The organism is Pseudomonas salomonii, from assembly GCF_900107155.1.
Classification (GTDB): domain Bacteria; phylum Pseudomonadota; class Gammaproteobacteria; order Pseudomonadales; family Pseudomonadaceae; genus Aquipseudomonas; species Aquipseudomonas salomonii.
On the sequence record NZ_FNOX01000012.1, the window covers coordinates 224,627 to 244,034 of the forward strand.

Here is a 19,408-nt window from a genome sequence, read left to right on the forward strand (position 1 = left end):
GGAGTCATCTTGGAAGCACGCGGACGTTTTCTTGCCTTGGTGCTGGATCGCATCGAAGAGCGTGAAGCAAGGTTGTTGGTCTGGGGCATCGTCGATGGTGTCTTCAGTCATGAAGAGCTCAGCGACTTGCTCAATCCCCTGATCGACGAAGCCATCGACGATGGCATCGAGGACTTTTTCTCTGCTGAGGATGTCCTGGAGGAACTACGACGACGCAAATGGATTGCCGAGGTGCCCAGGAGTGGTGGCGCAATCGGTTACCGATCACGCATGGCGGAAACCGTGCGCTTACTGCAGCGCTTGCGGCAACTGTTCCCGAAACACTCAGGATCAAGTGGATGGCAGCAGGCCCCTAGCTTAGTTGCCGACTTCCGTTTTCTGCGCCGTCGTCGTCGTTATCCGGCGCGAGACATCTCCGTCGAGCAGGCGTTGACCATGATAGGTGAGGCAGCCTCAAGTCCGGCGCTGCTAGCAGCTGTAAAAGCGCTGCTAACGCCCCCCGATCGTACTGTCCGTCTGTCCGGCTTCCAGGTACGCGCTGCCCAGCGCATTTTGCGCGCGATCGAAACTGGGAAGGATTTGGCGACCATCGTTTGCGCGGGTACTGGCAGTGGTAAGACTCTCGCCTTTTACATACCGGCGCTAGCGTCGATTTACCGCCATGTGCTGGTGGAAGGCAAGGCCGAGCGCTGGGTCAAGGCGGTCGCCTTGTATCCCCGCACCGAACTGCTTAAGGATCAGTTGCGCGAAGTCTTGCAGCGCATCCGTAGCCTTCAAGCAGGTTTACCGCAAAAGGATCAGGTGTCGATTCGCGTTGGTGCGCTCTATGGAGATACCCCGTTTTCCGCACAGTTCTGTGAGTGGACAAAAATAGGTAATGATCAGGTCTGTCCGACTCTTGCCTGTCTCGACTGTGGCGGTGAGTTGCGCTGGTTGCACAAGGATCGTAAGGAGGGACGCGAACGTTTGGTGTGCGCTGTTTGTGAAGCAGTGTTGGACGGCACTGTGTTCCCGCTGACCCGGGAATCGCTCAAGCACTCCGTACCGGACATCCTGTTCACCACCACCGAGATGCTGAACCAGCGCCTCTCGGACAACTCGATGATGCATCTTTTCGGCGTTGGCCCCAAGGCGCTGCATGCACCGGAACTGGTGTTGATGGATGAAGTGCATACTTACGAAGGTAAGCACGGTGCGCAAGTCGCATATCTGATGCGGCGCTGGCAGCGGCTACTCGATCAATCGTTGCGCTTCGTCGGCTTGTCGGCGACCTTGCGCGAAGCTTCACAGTTCTTCGCGGCGCTAACAGGTTGTCGCGCGAACCTTGTAGATGAAGTGTCACCGCGTGCTGACGAGATCGAATCCGAAGGTGCCGAGTATATGATTGCCCTGCGCGGCGATCCGGTCTCTCGCACGGCATTGCTGTCCACAACCATTCAGACCGCCATGGTGCTGCAGCGCTGCCTCGATCCAAAAGCCGCGCAGCCGGAACAGTCGGTCAGTCGCGGCGTCTTTGGCCAGCGCACCTTCGTCTTCACCGATAACCTAGATGTGATCAATCGTTTGTATTTCGACTTGCTCAGTGCTGAAGGACGCAATAGCTATGGCGACCCTGACATGCGCCATGCGCCTGACGGCGGTTTGGCAGTGCTGCGCGAGGCCGGCTCCTCTCTCTTGCGCTATGCCAACGGGCAAGACTGGCGCTTCTGCCAAGACTTGCATAAGGGCCTCAAGCACCGTTTAGTGATCAAGCGGGTTAGCTCCCAGGATCGTGGTGTTGACGCCAGCGCGGAAGTTATTGTCGCCACTGCCGTCCTGGAAGTGGGTTTCGACGATCCGGTCGTTGGTGCAGTGATCCAGCACAAGGCGCCGCGCGGAATCGCGGGCTTTCTGCAGCGTAAGGGCCGCGGCGGCCGCACCCGCGGCATGCGGCCCTGGACGGCGGTCGTGCTGTCTGATTATGGTCGCGATCGCGCTGCTTACCAGAGTTACGATTTGCTGTTCGATCCGGAACTGCCTGTCCGTACATTGCCCTTGGCGAACCGATACATCACCCGAATGCAAGCAGTGTATGCCACCATAGATTATCTGGCATTGCGACTGCAGGACGGTCCTGCAGGTAGCGTTTGGAGCGACCTGAGCGGTGGCGACAAGCTTAATGCGCAGCGTCGTCAGCGCCTAATACGTGAACTGCGTAGTATTCTTGAAACCGAAGCGGGTAGCCGGCGTCTCTCCGACTATTTGCGCCGCGCGCTGCGCCTGTCTGACGAGGAGTTGTCGGCAATACTGTGGGAGTACCCGCGACCGTTGCTGACAACTGTGCTGCCGACCGCGCTCCGGCGTCTAGCGAGCCACTGGAGTGCAGACGGTAACCCGCAGGAGGATTACAAAGCCTTCAACACTCCGTTACCGGACTTTATTCCGGGTTCTCTTTTCGCTGACCTCAATTTAGCCGAGGTCGCCATCGATCTGCCAGAGTCGCACTCGGCAAGTCCTTCCAATGCATCTGTTATGTCAGTATTCGCCGCACTGCGCGAGTTCGCGCCCGGTCGCGTCAGCCGGCGCTATGGCGTGCGCTATCGTACTGAGCGCCACTGGATCGCACCGTCGCCGGACTTCCAAAGCGGATCGGGCATCTGCAGCGATGTCTTCGGCCTCGATGTCGATGCCATCGGTAACCACGTGCTGCTAGGGGAGTATCTGGTACGCCGGGGCGGTAAAACGGTAGCTCTGCCAGTTTACCGCCCGGTACGCCTGGCGCCGCAATCCCCCCCGGCGGCAGTTAAAGACTCTTCGAATGCCTCCTTGGAATGGCATAGCCAAATCGTCGCCACCATCGAACCGGGCTGGCTGACGCCGCCCGCAGGCAGCCGGTGGGCAGAGATCGTCACCCGTATCGGCTTTTTTACGCACTCGCGCCATGCTCCAGTAGAGATTCGACGCTTCGCGGTGGGCGCTTCGGCGGAGATTGGTGTTGGCGCGGAGAAGGTGCGGACCGACACGGTGTTTCAACGTCAGAACCAAGCGGTGGGGCTGGGAGCGCAATTTGCCGCTGACGGTATGGTGTTCCAGATCGATATCCCCCCCGATTTGCACCTACGCCAGATTCTGGGCGACGAAGCGAAGTGGCGCGCAGTACGCAGCGCTCGGTTCATTGACCTTGCTTGGCGCGGTGAGCGTTTGGCCATGATTGCGAGCCCCTTCATGCGCGAGTGGTTAGCACAGATCTACCTGTCTGCCATGACCTATGAAGCGATGCACCGACAGATCGGCTTGGCCGAGGCCGATGCCTCTATTCGACAGGGTCAGGCATCGATCTCGCTTCCAGATGTGCTGGGCCTGTTATTTCAGTCGCAAGTGGTCGAGGTGCAGGGCGGCGACGAGACGGTGGGCAGTCCAGAAAAGTTACGCCAGGAACTGGATGCCTATCTGCGCGATCCCATCGTGATTGCGGAATTGCACGAGTTTGGCGCCATGCTTTGGGAGCCAATCGATTCCGGCTGGGAACCTTGGCTACGTGGGGTCTACCATTCCACGCTTGCTGCAGCACTTCTACGTTCGATTACCGACCTATGCCCGAGCATCGATCCGGAAGACCTGACGGTCGACTTAGAACGCGGCCCGGCACTTCCCGGCCAAGCCGTCGGCTTTGACTCAGAAGTGGTGGAGGCGTGGTTTACCGAGCGTAGTCCGGGGGGCAACGGACTGATCGAGGAATTTATGCGGCGCTACGCGGAAGACCCGCGCCGCTTCTTCGCTACCGTGCGCGCCAATCTGAGCATGGGCGAGTTTGAGTTGATCGACCATCAACTCAAACAAATGGTCACCGTGCTGGCCGAGGACAATGGTAACGGAGATTCGGAAAGCGCCGCACTGGCGCGCCAATTCCGTGCCGCCGCCAGCCAGGAAGAAATGACACAGTCCTTCCAACGCTTACGTCGGAAGTTGTTGCAGGAAGGTTTTTCCCCCTTCCACGGCTTTTTAGTGGCGCTTGGTAACCGTGTTCTGCGACCGGGATCGGGCGCGGCGACGGATCTCTACCTTTTCCGAGTGCTTGATCATTGGCAGGGTGAGGAGGCGCGTATCGGCATAGAGATCGATCTGCGCGTTATGAGTTATTACCTAAGCCAATCGGACGATATCGATCGTATTGTGTCCGACATCGGCTCCCCCCCAGGCAACGACCGCGCGGCCTGGCGCATTGGCGCTATCTATGGCCTCTTATGGCCCCGCGGTCGGGCGATTCGCCAGTCCGCACTGAAGATAAGAAATCCCTTTATTGAATTGCCTTTGATCGAGCGCCTCTTGGTGGTGGAATCCATCGGCGACGACCGTGTCTGCATTTCGCTGCTGGACCGTGACTGGTTGCTGCGAGCCGCCGAACAACTCAACGCCGGCCGCCAAGTTACGTTGACCTGTCCGGAAACCGAACGTGCTCGCCTAGCTTCCGCACTCAATGCACTGGTAACCAATCCGGTCGAATCCGGCTACTTGCGCGCTTATGCCCGCCTTCAGGGCATCCGCCAAACCCAATCAATGATCGAAGCTGATATTGAACTCGTCGAGGCAGTGCAATGAACATTCTCCATCGGCGCATTTTCAAGACGCAAACCACTGGCGTCACCACGATCCAGGAATTATTGCAGACTATGTTCGTGGCCGAAGTGTTACAACCCGGCCACGAGATTTGGATCGTTTCTCCTTGGATCAGCAATGTTGTCTTGATCGACAATCGGTCCGGTAGCTTTGATGCCCTCAATCCCGAATGGGGGCGGCGAGAGATCCGCCTCGCCGATGTCCTTGTGACACTGATGAATTACGGTACGAAGGTGCATATCGTCACCCGGAGCGAAGCCAGCAACGATGCCTTCCGTACCCGGATCGCCGATTTGACTCGTGAGCATAGTCTGGAAGATCAACTCGCGGTGCACATCCACGGGCAATTGCATACCAAGGGCATCCTGCTCACGCGTTGCCTGTTGATGGGTTCAATGAACCTGACTTACAACGGCATGATGATCAATGACGAATGGGTCGAGTTCTCGCTCGATCAGCACGATCTTGGTCGAACCCGCCTTGAATTCGCCCGCTACAGGGAGGCTGCATGATTGACGTCTTGCCCTCTCAGGAAAAGTCCTGGCTAGGGCGTTTTTTCTTTGGGCGCAATGCCCTGCACTGGGAAGCTATTGTCGGTGGTAGCGCGTCGGCGGCATGGCTGGAACAGGTAAACCCGTGGATCGCAACTTTTGTTACTCAAGGCTACCAATCGCCTATTGTGCTGCCTGTATTCGATGCTGATGGGCCGTCTCATTGGTATGCAATGGCTAGCAATGAGGCATCGGCAGTTGCATTGGTGCAGGAGTTGACAGCTGTTGTCGGCCCAAGTTACAGCGATTTCCGTGGCCAACCACTGCAGGTCGATTGTGGCGACGAAATCGAGTGTGCCTTGCAGAAACGCTTTGGCCGTTTCGTATTCTGCTTGCGGCCAGTGAATGCGGCAGCGCGCGGCGATGTTACACAATCCTTGCAGTTGTATCTTAGTTTGCTGCGCCGCCGCCCAGACATCCCTGACCGCACGCAACGTCCGTTCGGCAAGATCCGTGCTGAGTTTGATCGGGCGCTACTGGCCGGTAACGAGGCAGATGCTCAACGTTTACGCCACGAATTGGTTGCCAGTGGCCGTATTGATGTTGAGCAGCACAAGTATTTGGATATTCGCACGCTGGCCGGTCTCGGTCGCCAATATCAACTGGCGCACGATTACTCGCTGATCAAGTCTGTTCTAGGTCTGTCTTTACCTGCTCAGACCATCACCGACTTGGTCGAGGCGCTTTATGCAACTTATATCGCAGCCATCGAGGATGACCCGAATGTCGAAGCCATCCTGACAGTTTTTCGAAATGACATCGTGCGTCACTTCGGCCTGCTGTTTAAGGAACGGAAAGGTGTTCGTCAACCTAATGTACTGAAGGCCTTCCTGCTTTATGAACTTGTGCAGGACGAACCAAATGTGGCGCGTTGCGGGGCCATTGCTGCCGCTTATCCGGTTCAAGCCGGGCCAGAACTGATCGAGTATTGGTCCAGTCGTTTGGTGTCTGCCCCGTCGTTGTGTTCCGATGTCTTTGAATTGGCACGTCAGGCCTTAGCTGATGACGACTATGAGTTGGCGCTGCAGTTGTCCTTTGAATCCTTCCCCAGCGCTTGGACGTACACTGCCATGCTGCGTTGCGCAGTGGAACTAGAGGATATTGAAACCACTCGGCGAGTGCTCGAAGCGGTGGGTAATGCACCCAAAGCCGCGCGGGTAACATGGACAAAACGTGATCTGAGCAGACTGCAGCAGTTGCAGTCAGAGCCGTCAGAAGCGTCGCGAGAGCGTCCTGACACCGATTGGATGTCCTGGGTTCGCTATGTTGAAGCCGGGCGCTGTGAGCGCCCTCCGCTGCAGATCCTGGAGGAGGCACTCACGCGTTGGAGTGCTGAGGCCTATGCTTCGAATCCAGAGGCCTGCCGTCAGTTGGCCGAGAAGATCGGCAACGCGAGCGGTGAGGCAGAATGTGTGTTTCGCGATGCCTTCGGTGCATTAGTGGAGTTCTTCGTCGATCGCCAGGCACATCCTGTGCGTGGCTTCATACCGCTTTACACCATGTTAATCCGCATCGTCGCATGGAATGGGGTGGTGTCGGCCAATGAACTCGAGTTGGCTTCTGTCGTCATGCAGGCGTTGGTCAGTCTTGGTCCGTCGAGGGATGATTACGTCGAAGCGCTTGATGCCTACACAGAGATACTTAACGCTAACAACGCGCCTGGAAACATCGACTGGGCGCTCAATGCAACTGAAGTACTCGCCCTATATGTCTCCTTAGACAATGAGTCGCGATTGCGTTTCTTTATGGCAGTCGTGGAGCTAGCACGCACCCACACTCACCGTCTCAATCAAGCGCAACATGCGATCTTGTCCCTGCTGGCAAAGGATTACGGTTGCGCCGACTTGCTAACGGCTTTCTCCTTTCAGGAAGAGGGGGGCGCCGAAACAGCAGAGTATTCTGAGTTCGACGGTTTAATTGGTATCTATACCTTGACTGAACCCGCTGGGCAACGCGCACGGCAATTTCTTCGAAAACTCTTGCCTTTGGCGCGTGTGGAAGTGAACGCGGACTTGGCGGCAACCGATAAGCTTAAGCATCTCGCGGCGAACGCGGATATCTTCGTCTTTGCTTGGAAGAGCAGCAAACACCAAGCTTATTATGCGGCGAAGGATGCACGTGGCAGTCGGCAAACCCTGCTCCCGATGGGGAAGGGAAGTGCTAGCATCTTGAGTTGTGTTATGAGCGAACTTGAGCAATTGAGATGAGGGCCACTAGCCCGAAAGATGCTTGTAGATAACAGGCGGCATGCTGTGCATCGGGGGGGCAAGGTGAGAGCAGCACAAGCAATACAAATTAGTTGCGTTTTTTAGTGGTATTCTAATGCTCATTCGAACTGCGTCCGTCGAACCGTTTTTACGGCACTAGTCTTTGACGATTTTATTCGAAGGAGGCTAGAGTTATTTTGCAAGTTGTGGGAGGTAATGATAATTAATATTTTTAGATAATTTGACTTAAGGGTTTATTGCCGATTGTACGCCGGAATTGTAACTAGTAACTGCTATGGTTTCATTCGGCAGAGTGTGATTTTTTTGCCAGAAAGGGTTAAAGCCGCCAGGAAAATAAATTGTGTTAAAGCCGGCTTCCAATGCAGGGATAACATCACGTGTTAGTTGATCACCTATGGACCATGCTTCTTTGCTTTGATATAGCTTGGCGATCCTTTGATAAAATACTGCGGATTTGGTGCCTTCAAGGGATAGTGCCACAAGGTGCGAAATGTTATGTTCGTTAAGATGTCGTTTGATTCTTGTTATAGATCCTTCCGTGGCAATAACTACTGTCGCCCCGTTACTGTGAAGTGCTTCTAATCCCTCCGTTACCCCGTTTCTTAATGGTGGAGTAACGCTTATGTCATTGTAAAATATTTGGGCTGTGTGTTTAGAAAAGCTATCGCTACTTTCTAACCCTGAAGCCAATGAGTACTTAACTGCTGCCTGTATGGGAGTACCGATAAGTCTTTTTTTTAGTGCCGATATCAATAGCTCTGTAGGATACCTTAGCCCTAGGTGATGTCGTTTTGAAATATGCTGATCTACTTCTCTTATATAACTAAGTTTGTTGGCTTTATCGAATTTTATGCCAAGGTTTTCTTCGATTTCTGATAGTAATTTTAATTGTGCTGCAGCATAAATATTATCAGTGTCCCAAAGAGTATTGTCAGCATCGCTTACCCAGAGAATAGTCATGTTTAATTCTCGTAAATTGCTAATACGTTAATGTCTTCACCTTGCTTTAGGGTGCCGATTATCTTGATTCCATGTTTATGTCCGCGACGTATTGTTTGATATGCGAACGTACCAGTACTGTATCCTCCTTTTGGGGCTAAGTGTAGATGAATTGGTATAATTTGATTTCCAACTCGAGAAATAAGTCGATAGTCTATCCAGTCAATTCGGCCCCCGTCTTTTGTCGCGTTTTCTACGGATTTCATTGCGACTGATGACTCGAAGTGTTTTTCTAAACTTCCCCAATATATCTGTGCTTGTGCAGGGATGGAACTGTATTGGGGGATTTTTTTGCCGTTTTTTGTGTTGTTTATAAAGTCCTTATAGATTTCTATAAGTTTACCATCCTCTGTTTCTGCCGCCATGGGTACTATTTTGGATCCGATAGGTACCTCAAATATTATGAGAGGGCGCGGGGCGGGAGTATTTATTAGTTCTGATACTTCTGTCCACGAAAGAGAAAGTCCTTCGGTGTTGAACACTTCCGTAAGATCGGTTTTTGCCCAAAAAATTCTGTTTGGATAGTTGTTTGCATAAAAATTTATTATCTTTTCAAATTGCATTTCAGCGGAATCGTTTTTTTCTTGGCTGATCTCGGCGCCTTTGCTTGTGCTGGAGCTTCGTTTTTGGCCAAACTTTGTAGTGGTTGACGACTTCATGAAGGGGGCGAGGCCTATTTCACCACCCCCTGTAATTTCACTATTGTATTCGGTCATGTTTACTGATGATATGTTTGCCTTTCTTGATTTTATCTCGAATTCTGGGCGGTTTAGTGCGTCGTGTAATTTTTTTACGGCTTTTTCATCAATAAAAAGAGGTATGTCTACGACAAACCATAGCTTATGTCGTAATCGATTTTTGAACTCCTCCTGAGCATTGTTCAGGGCGAGTTTTTTTGCCATTGTTAATGCCCAAGATCCTAAAGTTGTAAGTATTCTGGATAGAGGTTTCTGAAAAGGCATTCGTAAAATCTCTTTTGATGGCAGTTATATTGAGCTTTTAAAAGTTGATTTATAGTTACTTGGTATTTCGGCGGTATTCGGTTCCCAATTTATCAAAAAAGGGTTGCGACCTCAATAGCGAAGCTTCATTACAGTCCTATCACCCATTGTGGAATCCGCAGTAGTGACCAGTGGCTATGATGCGATTCCGGTGTGAGCGGGTTGCAGTCCGGCATTACCAATCGAAGGTTGTACCCAGAATTCGGGGTGTCTGGGAGTCACGAAAAATAGGTACATTCAAGGGGGTAATTGAGCTAAATCTTAAATGTATTTTCGAATAGGCAGTATTATCTCTTAGGCTCAATTTCTCTCGGTTATGATCTTTATGGAGCGTTTTAGTGAAACTCCACGCTACGATGTTTTTCATGTTGAATTACGCGATGTTGCTATCTAGGTTATTTAAGTTCGTTTTGGAGCGTGGAGGGTTGATTTTTACTGGTTTATTTAGGTAATGGTTTTTAATAGTAGATAGTCTAAAGTGGATATATTGCTTTCGTTGCTTCTACGGAGTCGGTGTTTTTGAAGGCGGGGCTATCGCGAGAGCAATTAGTGTTTTTTGTTATGGGGGCAGTGTCGGGGTTAAGGAATGGCTAAGATTTTGTGACATTGTAAGCTAAGCTTCCATTTAGGATTGCTTTTGCAATATCGTATCGCCGTCTCAGTGTTTTCTACGATTTTCAATCCGTCCATAGGCTGAAGATAAAAGTGTTTGAAATCTAAATGTTCAAACATGCTTGGTGTTGAGTTTTTTTGTGGGTAGACAAGTTTAAGTTCGTCTCCAGTAGTTATTTTAAGTGCAGCATTCGATTTGGGGCTTACACAAAGCCAATCTATACCTAAGGGAGCTACGATGGTGCCATTGGTTTCAACAGCAATGCAGAAGTTAAGATTGTACAGTGCGTTTATCAATGCGTCATCTACCTGAAGCAGTGGTTCTCCCCCCGTCAATACCACGTACTTATGATCTTGATGGGATATAGGCCAGAACGAATCAATGGCATGGGCGAGGGCTTCAGCGTTCTTGAATTTACCCCCGCCTTCACCATCTGTTCCCACAAAGTCGGTGTCGCAGAATGTGCAGACCGCGTTTGCTCTGTCCTGTTCCCGGCCCGACCAGAGGTTACATCCTGAAAATCGGCAGAATACCGAAGGTCGACCCGCTTGGTTACCTTCCCCCTGAAGGGTGTAAAACATTTCTTTGATACTGTAAGTCATTTGGTTTACTCACCTGATTCAGATGGGTGGCGGGTTTTTTGATCCACCACCGCTGAACCATCGTCAATCTCGTTCTTGAATGTACTGCTCATATCCAGTTTTGCGCAGTTCGCAAGCTGGGCACGTTCCACACCCGTAGCCCCATTCATGTTTCTGCTGTCGAGTTCCCAGGTAGCAGGTATGGGACTCTTCTTGAATCAGTTTGACAAAATCTTGACTGCCTAGGTCTTCAGCCAAACGCCAGGTCTGAGCTTTATTGAGCCACATCAAGGGAGTTTCAATGATCACCGGAGCATCCATTCCGAGGCTCAAGGCCACCTGGGTGGCCTTGAGGGCGTTGTCCCGGCAGTCTGGGTAGCCTGAGTAGTCGGTTTCGCACATTCCCCCGACTAGCACTGTGAGGCCCCGTCGGTACGCAATAGTGGCTGCGAACGTCAAAAACAGCAGATTTCTTCCGGGTACAAATGTATTGGGAAGCCCATTTTCTTCAAATTCTATGGTTTTCTCAGCGGTCATTGCCGTATCGCTGATTTGGCCGAGCAACTTGAGGTCGAGCACATGATCCTCTCCGAGTCGCTGGGCCCAATTCGGAAATCTGTTACGTATCTCCTGCAGGATATTCAGCCGACATTCGAGTTCGATTCGATGTCTTTGACCATAGTCGAAGCCAATGGTCTCGACGTGCTCGTACCGTTCCAAGGCCCAAGCGAGGCAAGTGGTTGAGTCTTGTCCGCCTGAGAATAAAACTAAGGCTTTGGTGTGCATACTTTTCTCCTCGGAGTTGGGTCTGGATTTAGCGCCGTTTCAGTTCTTGCTTGAGTTTTTCGGTCAGATATTTAGTTAGTAGTCCGATATCAGTGGGCGTGTTCTGGATACCATTCCAGGGGCGGCGGTCGGTTTCAGAAATGTGCCAATCGCCACTTGTCCATGCCGTATGAGGTTTCAAAAGTTTTAGACCTTTGATAAAGCCTTCCTTGCTGGTCGTGCCTTGATCGGAGTAAAGCAACTCCATAACGAAGCTCAAAGAAACCAGGCCCGCTCCATGCTTCAAACGTGAATTCCTGGGCGCTAGTCCTTCCCATTCCGATTTGAAAACTACACGAACTGCATGGAAAAAGTTGTTGATGAGTTCGATGCTGCGCCCCTCAAAGTCATCAAACTTCATGAAGCTACGAATCGCGCCATCATTAGCAGAGTTCATCACGAACTTTTGCATCGCCATGTCGCTTAGTACTCCTCTAGGATTCGTATGTTGCTTGATCTCACCAAATAAGGAGGAGTTAGGTAAAAAATTCAATAAATCAATAATGCGAGCAGCAAACTTACGACTGGTGAACCGTTCAGGCAGGCCGTCAACAGTCGGTAAAAGCTCATAGATCAGCGATTTTGGCAGCGGTCGCGTATTGTTAACGAGTACAAACTGCTGTCGCAGTTCGTTGTAGTCTTTACAAATCAATGCCGATACGAATACCTGGAATCCCGGTTTCTCCATCGTCGCAAGGGCGCTCAGTCGTTGCTGTCCATCGACCACGAAGCCTGGTTTGGCTTCGGTAGCATCAATAACGATTTCTACAATACCCTCACCAAGGTCTTTGATCGTGACTCCGTCGAGAAAAGCCAGGATAATTGCGTTGGGGAGCAATGCATCGTCGCGCTGAAGATAGTCGCGAATATCTCTGATGTGCGACGCGACTTGATGGCGTTGAAAGCCTTTGAGGTGGCCTTCTTCGTCGCGGCCGACTCTCTCAATTTCAGAAAAATCTAAAATTTCATTTGGAGTGGCCGCAAACGAAAATACATCATGCCCGGAGGCCTGTTGGGCGCGCACACCCTTAAATCGATAGATCATTGTTTCGAAAGTTCCAGAGTTTTCTGAAGGTGGCGGTGGTACACGCCTAAGTTGTGAAATCCGCGTCTTTTGTTTCGATTGCTGGCTCGAAAGATAATAGTTTCAATACCCGCTGACTGACAAATCGAACATTGGCATTTTTGCCACGGTTTATCTCTCAGCGTGGGTGAGATTAGTCGGACATGCTTGGCGATTTCTTTTTCCATCTCTATTGATGATGATATCGATCCGGAAAGAGTCAGTCGGAGATAGTCTACTAGCACGGCTAAAGTTGAATCAAAGTCGAGCAGGTTTTTATCGTAGTCGCGGATCGCTAGCAACGCCGCTTTTTCTTTGATTTGTAAATCTTCTGCGCTCAGAGTGCCTTTTTTTATTCCTTGCATCAGGCGCGGATTTTCAATCGCCTGAGGAATGCGGATAGCTGTGTAGTAGTCCAGTTTGCTTGTATTGTTGCCCATGTAATAATTACACTTCGCATCTTTAAATGCGCGTATAAGGGGGGAGGTTGAGTCAAAACTGGTAATGCCATATCCGGTGAATTCATGGATGTTCTCGGCTTTAGCAAACCCCAGTAGATGAATATTTGTCTCGGGCTTAAGGACCGCTCGAAGCTCTTTCAGAACCTCATGGATTTGATCGACTTTCAAAGGTACTAGACCTCCGATCGCCAAGTAGCGATAACCCATGTCTTCGAGTTGTTTTGCAGCGTTCGCCATGCTTTGAGGAGACCAACCCTGTACCGCTCCAAGAGGTTCGAAAGGCCATTCCGCCTCCTTCACTAAACGCAGAAACTCTTGCGCATTTTTGAGCGTGATTTCGTACCGAAACAGCACATCTTCCGACTGGCTCAATGCTGGAGGATTGCTGGAGTCGCAGTTGAATATGATGTGGTCCGGCGAGCAGCCGTGGGTGAATCCCGCGTCTGAGTAGAACTCTACTACTTCGCTTGGGCTATACGCAGGGGTAGGGTGCTCTACATAGGCGAAAGCCCCGCAGTCACCTAGGACCATCGTATCTTTGAACTGGATGCCATCGAGTCGTAGAAATTTGCGCGCGCCTTCTCTGAGGAAGCGCTGCTGCTCGGAAGTCGAGTACCGAACCTTTGAATTAGCGACGCCATTTGCAGGTCGCACTGCGCTCATCGAGACCAAGAGCCCATCATAAGGGACGGGGGTCATCATTTCGTGCGCATACTGGTCATCCCAGTATCTCTTCCGGCCCGGCGCATTTCGATCGTTGATGAAATCGTAGTCCGGGTCTACGTAGTCTTGGGTGTCGGCGTATAAAAATTTCATTGGTGAGCGCTGGTCATATAGAGGCGGATCAAGGTTTCTTGCAGCGCCTTGATATCTTGAGGGGTGCTTTGGATTTCATTCCACTGGACATTAATCATCGGCCACTGACCTGTTGTCCATGCGCAATAAGGGGCTACTCTGGCCAGTTCTTGTAGCACGGCTTCGTAGGTTTCGCGCTGACCACCGATTTTGGCGTAGATCCGATCCATAAGCACGCCCATGGCGATGATCCCCGCTGAGTGCATGAGTCGACTGCTCTTGGATTCAAGTGCCCACGCCTCTGGAAACGTATCACGCACTGCCCGCCAGAAGGTCGTCAGTAGGTTGTACATGGACTCAACGTTCGCCGCACCGTCGGTGCTGGAGGTGTAGGGAGCCAACGCCCCCAACGGATTACTGATGCTATTGCGGATCATCGTTATTACAGCGGTGTCAGTGATCACTGCTTTGCTATTTTGCTCGGACGACCGCTTTATGAGTTTATGGAAAGGGGAGTTGGGATCGCGGCTAAGAAGCCCGCACAACTCAGCTGGTGCCTTGCGAGCACTCAGTTCGCGGGGCAAAAGGATGCTGCCTGTCTCCGGCAGTAGTTCGTTGATCAGTCGAGTGGGCAAGGGTTTGGCCTTGTTGACCAAAATAAATTGCTCGCGTTGGGTGGTCAGGCTGTCGGATACAAAACCGATCACTGGCACAGGAAGATCCGAATTGGCCGCTTTCGCCAACGCCAATGAGCGTTGTTGCCCGTCCACGATCCAGGCAGACCTCATTCCTTCCTCCCTGATAGGGATCGTCAGCGTACCCGCTTGCGAAAGCCCCGCGTCGCCTGTCGGCTTGCTTCCGCGTGCTGCAACAAAACGCAGGTCAGGAGACAGCGCTAAGATAATTGCATTGGGAAAAAGTACATTTCCCTGATTGAGGTACTCAGTGATCCCTTTGACATGACTCTTAATCTCGGGGCGCTGAAAACCCTTGAGGGGGCTGCTGTCTTCGCGCGACAGGCGGCTGATGTCGGCAATTCGGACCAGGTCAGATCCCCTGATGAATAATGCATACACATCAAGGTTGTCGCCTTGCGTGGTGCGTAGTGCACGCACCACAATCGCATCTTCGCTCGTCATGCTTTGCTCTCTATGCTGTCTTGACCTTTGATGTCCTGCCAGATCCTCCGAAAGCGCGATTGCTCGCACGACACCAGGGCGTCGTCCCTTAAGTAGCGTAACAATCGGGTGGAACTGCCTTGGTAGTCAGCCCACACACACTCAAGCATGTAGGCAATTTCACTGTCCGATGCGCGCCGCCGGATGGTCGTTTTTGCTAGGGATAAAAGATCCATCGCCGCGCTGACGCTCTTTCGAGCGATCTCAGCAGGAGCACTCGACAGTTCAAGAATCTCAATGAAATGACGCAGGGCTCTCTGAGGGAAATCGTTGCGAGTGCCTGGTAGTGTTGAGGTTTCAAGGCGTTCGTCATAGGGCATCGCGATGCGTCGTAAATGGCTGGGAAGCATCTCGATGCCTGGGCGCGAAGTGAATATTCTGAGCTTGTCGATCTGCGTGTCCCCGATTTTTCCAAGGTCTTCGCCTATCAACTGGACATAGTTTGAAGAGAGGGCAATGAGCACCAAGTCGATGTCGGGTTGGCTGACGAGGTCCGCTAGGGCGCTTCCCTTTGATTGGGTGACATTCACGGCTTCCCACCAATCTGATGCGCACACACCCAATTTTTCGAGACGTGGGATGATAGAATTCGGATCCTGAGCCACCGTCAGGTTGTACGGTGGACATCTCTGATCGCCTTCAATCAACCCTAAGCCGGTCGACGCAAACATTAGCTTTGCGTCCAACTTCGTTGCTACGCGCCTCGCGTCAGAAACGCTTCTACCCACGTAAAGTGAAGATGCCATCAGAGTGGTGGGACGCTCGTCTATTTGCCCCTTCCACGCCTTTGCCATGGCAGCAATCGATGAATAACACTCGTCGTTCAGCACCACCGGCGGCAGGCCGTCGAGACGTTTTCGATTGGTGCAGTTGGTGATGATGACGGTTCTCATGGGAAAACTGTAGGCCTGTTTTGATGGGTGTTGCATTTATCTGAGGCTGACAATTTACCATTTAATAACTGTATGGGCCAATGCGCTTAGGCTAGTTTTTATGCGGAAGGGTTGGTATAAGAGCCTCAATACTGCTGCTACCCTCTTTCTGGGGGCCGCTCGATGAAGGAAGAGACTCATTGCTTAAGTTCAGCGCAATCAAGGCGTTACAGAGCCCAACCCACCAAGTGGTATCGTTTGCGGCTACCGTTGAGCAGATTTTGGCGATCGCTAGCATCGACCGAGTCAAGCGTGATGATCGTGGCGCCCTTCATGGCTTTCAGCGGCCACAGGTATCCAAGCACATACGAGAGATTCGCGACTACCTCTCCCGTCCCGATGCGGTAATGCCCAATGCTGTGGTGTTAGCGTTTACCAGTGGGGTCCGGGTGGTGGAAGGAAATGGAGCCTATGCAGAAATTGAGGTGGATATTTCATCCGGCCCTCCTGGGTTCGTTGTGGATGGTCAGCAGCGCCTATCTGCGTTAGCTGGGCTCGAGGGGAGTTCGTTCCAGTTACTGGTGTCTGCTCTTGTGTGTGAAAATCAGGAAGAGCTTCGCCGGCAATTCATTCTCGTCAACAACACCAGTCCATTACCGAAGTCGCTGGTATATGAACTGCTCCCGTCTGTCAGCGGCCTTCCATTCAGAATGACTTCCCGCGCCCGCGCAGCCCGCATCGTGGAAATGCTGAATTATGACGATCGATCTTCTTTGCAAGGACAGATTAAGCAGCATACCAACCCCTCAGGGGTCATCGGTGATACGTCGCTCCAGAAACTGGTAATGAATTCCTTATCTGACGGTTACTGTCGGGAGGTGATTGAGTTGTCGGGAGGTGAGGATCGGTGTTTCTTGGCCATCAGTGAGTTTTTCCAGGCGGTCCAGGAGGTGTTCGGAAATGCTTGGCATGGTCACACACCTAAAAGCTCTCGTCTCGTCCATAGCGCGGGGATTATTTCCATGGGGTTCGTCATGGAGCAGTTGTGTGCTACAGGAGCGCCACTGGCCCCAGTATTCAAGTTAGGCCTTAGAAAGCTACAAGGATATACAGCTTGGACGCTCGATTCGGGAGAGTGGTCCTTTAAAACAGGCAACCGGCCATGGAATGGAGTTCAGAATTTACATGGTGATATTCATCTTTTGACTGATCATTTGACCAGGGTGGTTCGAAGTTCGGAACTCGTACCTAGCTAACTGGTGCTCATTACTAATATTTAGGAGGCATTATGACTACTTTGGTTTCCTCGGATCTGGCTCCAGCCCTGGCCAGTGACGCCAGTGTAAAAGAGTTCTCAGAAGTCATTCTTCATCTGTCCATGGCTTTTCAGGAGGCATTGAGAAGGCTTGCAGGGCAGGACGAAGCTTTCCCTTCGGAAGGGTATGGCATGCTGACTGAAGCTTACGGTTTGCGGACGCGTGCGAATATTCTCTACCTGACGCCATCTACCCATGTGGTGCAGGCATTAGATTTTTCCCAAACTGCTATGTTGGGGAAATTCGAAGAAATATTGAATTGTTTGAGTGATGTAACCGATTTGCACACTGTTAACTCCATTTTGGTTTCCGTGATCACCATTGCATCAGCGCTTGGTGAGGGGCGAGCCAAAGTTGTAGAGTTTTTGTTTGAAACGTTATGCGTCGATCTTGAGTCTTGGAAGGTTTAGTCTAGCTGTTTGGTTTTTTGTCGCGTGAGATACGGGAGGAATCAGTGGAGATTTTTAAAGAGTTCGTTTTTGAGGCCGCTCATCGACTGCCCAATGTGCCAGAAGGGCACAAATGTGGGCGTCTGCATGGTCATTCCTTTCGTATTGCAATATATATTGATGGCCCTGTCGATAGAACGTCGGGTTGGGTCCGGGATTTTTCCGAGATAAAAGAAATTTTCGCGCCTCTGTATGAACGCTTAGATCACAATTATCTTAATGAAATTCCCGGACTGGAAAATCCGACGAGCGAGGTTTTAGCTGTTTGGGTTTGGCAGGAGCTAAAGCCATTGCTTCCCGAACTATCCGCAATACGTATTCACGAGACATGTACAAGTGGGTGTATTTATAGGGGGCCGGAGGGAATGGCACTTACTTAACCTTCTTCGGGTGTCCATTTTTCCTGACCTCGGCCCTTGCCGCCGAGCGCGTCTGCATCAACATCGGGTAAGGCTTGGGCCTTCGTTTTATGGCGCGAGGCTCAATCCGTCCCGGCCGGTTTCCGACACGTTTCCTAGCGATCAACTTGAGTAAATCCTGCACCCTATCGTCTTGTTCGTCGCAGCTGTACTGCCGCATCGCAAGGAATAATTGAAGGCTATGTTTAAAGCTAAGCTCGCGTGGCAAGCAATCAGCTAATAGCGCGGATTTGGCCATGATCATCCGAATCAAATTATGCGCCAGCAGATACACCCATAACTCTTTTACAGCCATGCCAGGCGTCTTGCAGCTCAACGTTTCAAGCCCCAGCGTTGTCTTGATATTGCGCAGATCCAGCTCAACATGCCAACGGTCTTTGTACAGTGATTTGAGCCCAGCTTTGGGTACTTGCTGCGGGCAGTTCAAGGTGGTTACCAGGATTTTTCCGCCGGTTTTCAGCTCACGTACTGTCAGTGTTTCAGGCGCATCGTCGTAATAAGTTTGGCTCATCCAGGAAGGTCGATTCCTAGGTTTTGTCAGCTCAACCAAATGATCTTCCGGCCCCAGCGATTGCCCGAGCCGAAAGTCGGTACTGCGTCGCCTAGCGCCATATTGTTCGAAAACACCGTCGATCCCACGACGTTGCAGTTCGCACAGCAAAAAGTACGTTGCGTAGTAGGCATCGCCCAACACAATGTCGCCTTGATTCAGAGTGTCGAGCATCGTCCTGAGCAACGTCTGCTCATCGCCACCTTTGCCTCGAAAACGTCCCAGCGAGGCATCTAAAACAGCACCGCTGGCCAGGCAAATGATTCCTACCAAACGGCAGATGGGGAAACCCAGTCCTGCTTTCTGACCACGCGATTGCGGATAGGCAGCTTGGTTCGCCGCAGTGTCTGGCAGGGTCACCGTGGTGCCATCTACGAGGCGCACCGGACGCCCCATCCAGCGCCAGGATGGTGACGCGTTGTTACTCATCGTTGATCCCGTGGAGCGCAACAATGTTGAAACCATCTCTACCGGTAACCGCGCCCGTGCTTTGCAATAAGCGCCGGTGTACACGCTGCTGGGGCTTAGCCCATCACAGCAGCGTTTGATCGAAAAATCATTCACGGCCTTCTGACAAGAACGGTCGGCATTCATGGCTTGAGCCAGAAACATCGACAGCGTTTCAGTCGGCGGGAACAACCGTTGACGATGCTTGGGCATCACTGACTCGACACGCTGTAGCAGCGCCGGATCGGCTAGCAGCTTAAAGAACGCATGGGCATTGCTGTTTTTTGCGTGCTGCTGAATGCGCTGCTGTTGATGCCTGACGATTTGACGTCTACGATTCACGCGGGCTGTCCTTGTTCTAGTGGTGTGTGTTCGCAACTATCACCGTAGACCAAGGGCGGCCTTTTTTCATTTTTTTGTAGTCAGATCAGCCGGTTAGCCGTTAAGTAAGTGCCATTCGGGGC

At 51.7% G+C, this 19,408-nt stretch carries 15 protein-coding genes; 6 read left to right on the forward strand and 9 right to left on the reverse strand.

What is annotated here, in order from left to right:
- The first annotated feature begins 9 nt into the window (after positions 1-9).
- Genes dpdJ through dpdD form a run of 3 tightly spaced genes read left to right on the forward strand, consistent with a single transcriptional unit; the run spans position 10 to position 7,354 of the window.
- Positions 10-4,578, forward strand: a complete 4,569-nt coding sequence (gene dpdJ, locus BLV67_RS25675) for a protein DpdJ (protein WP_176727918.1) — start codon at positions 10-12, stop codon at positions 4,576-4,578.
- Complete coding sequence (dpdK, locus tag BLV67_RS25680) at positions 4,575-5,108, forward strand: phospholipase D-like domain-containing protein DpdK (RefSeq protein WP_069786638.1); 534 nt, start codon at positions 4,575-4,577, stop codon at positions 5,106-5,108. The genes dpdJ and dpdK overlap by 4 nt, the downstream gene beginning before the upstream one ends.
- Positions 5,105-7,354 carry a protein DpdD gene (gene dpdD / locus BLV67_RS25685; RefSeq protein WP_069786639.1) on the forward strand — a complete coding sequence of 750 codons (2,250 nt, stop codon included), beginning with the start codon at positions 5,105-5,107 and terminating at the stop codon, positions 7,352-7,354. The genes dpdK and dpdD overlap by 4 nt, the downstream gene beginning before the upstream one ends.
- Positions 7,355-7,600: 246 nt before the next feature.
- On the opposite strand, the gene BLV67_RS32710 is transcribed toward dpdD, so the two are convergent.
- From BLV67_RS32710 to BLV67_RS25725, 8 genes are all read right to left on the reverse strand, one after another.
- Complete coding sequence (locus tag BLV67_RS32710; RefSeq protein ID WP_074854546.1) at positions 7,601-8,335, reverse strand: HAD family hydrolase; 735 nt, start codon at positions 8,333-8,335, stop codon at positions 7,601-7,603.
- A 2-nt stretch (positions 8,336-8,337) separates the two neighbouring features.
- Complete coding sequence (locus BLV67_RS25695) at positions 8,338-9,336, reverse strand: hypothetical protein (RefSeq protein ID WP_141722704.1); 999 nt, start codon at positions 9,334-9,336, stop codon at positions 8,338-8,340.
- A 618-nt stretch (positions 9,337-9,954) separates the two neighbouring features.
- Entirely contained in the window at positions 9,955-10,590 is a 636-nt protein-coding gene (gene queE, locus BLV67_RS25700) for a 7-carboxy-7-deazaguanine synthase (protein ID WP_074854547.1), read from the reverse strand.
- A gap of 63 nt (positions 10,591-10,653) precedes the next feature.
- Positions 10,654-11,355, reverse strand: a complete 702-nt coding sequence (queC, locus tag BLV67_RS25705) for a 7-cyano-7-deazaguanine synthase QueC (RefSeq protein WP_069786342.1) — start codon at positions 11,353-11,355, stop codon at positions 10,654-10,656.
- 28 nt (positions 11,356-11,383) lie between these two features.
- Complete coding sequence (dbpB, locus tag BLV67_RS25710; RefSeq protein WP_069786343.1) at positions 11,384-12,439, reverse strand: DGQHR domain-containing protein DpdB; 1,056 nt, start codon at positions 12,437-12,439, stop codon at positions 11,384-11,386.
- A complete protein-coding gene (gene dpdA / locus BLV67_RS25715; RefSeq protein ID WP_069786344.1) occupies positions 12,436-13,734 on the reverse strand; it encodes a tRNA-guanine transglycosylase DpdA in 1,299 nt (432 codons plus the stop codon). Before dpdA ends, dbpB (BLV67_RS25710) begins: the two co-directional genes overlap by 4 nt.
- The gene (dbpB, locus tag BLV67_RS25720) at positions 13,731-14,852 is read right to left on the reverse strand and encodes a DGQHR domain-containing protein DpdB (RefSeq protein WP_029290753.1); all 1,122 of its coding nucleotides are present in this window, start codon (positions 14,850-14,852) and stop codon (positions 13,731-13,733) included. The genes dpdA and dbpB (BLV67_RS25720) overlap by 4 nt, the downstream gene beginning before the upstream one ends.
- Positions 14,849-15,784 carry a hypothetical protein gene (locus BLV67_RS25725; protein WP_069786345.1) on the reverse strand — a complete coding sequence of 312 codons (936 nt, stop codon included), beginning with the start codon at positions 15,782-15,784 and terminating at the stop codon, positions 14,849-14,851. Before BLV67_RS25725 ends, dbpB (BLV67_RS25720) begins: the two co-directional genes overlap by 4 nt.
- Positions 15,785-15,963: 179 nt before the next feature.
- Here BLV67_RS25725 and dbpB (BLV67_RS25730) point away from each other — a divergent pair, with 179 nt between their 5' ends.
- Genes dbpB (BLV67_RS25730) through queD form a run of 3 tightly spaced genes read left to right on the forward strand, consistent with a single transcriptional unit; the run spans position 15,964 to position 17,908 of the window.
- Positions 15,964-17,019, forward strand: coding sequence for a DGQHR domain-containing protein DpdB (gene dbpB, locus BLV67_RS25730; protein WP_095974524.1), 1,056 nt, complete (start codon positions 15,964-15,966; stop codon positions 17,017-17,019).
- Between the two features lie 32 nt (positions 17,020-17,051).
- The gene (locus BLV67_RS25735) at positions 17,052-17,489 is read left to right on the forward strand and encodes a hypothetical protein (protein WP_069786346.1); all 438 of its coding nucleotides are present in this window, start codon (positions 17,052-17,054) and stop codon (positions 17,487-17,489) included.
- Between the two features lie 44 nt (positions 17,490-17,533).
- Positions 17,534-17,908 (forward strand): 6-carboxytetrahydropterin synthase QueD, encoded by a 375-nt coding sequence (gene queD, locus BLV67_RS25740; RefSeq protein WP_074854548.1) that lies wholly within the window; start codon positions 17,534-17,536, stop codon positions 17,906-17,908.
- On the opposite strand, the gene BLV67_RS25745 is transcribed toward queD, so the two are convergent.
- Positions 17,901-19,286, reverse strand: coding sequence for an IS4 family transposase (locus BLV67_RS25745; RefSeq protein WP_069786347.1), 1,386 nt, complete (start codon positions 19,284-19,286; stop codon positions 17,901-17,903). The genes queD and BLV67_RS25745 overlap by 8 nt on opposite strands.
- Between the last annotated feature and the right edge of the window lie 122 nt (positions 19,287-19,408).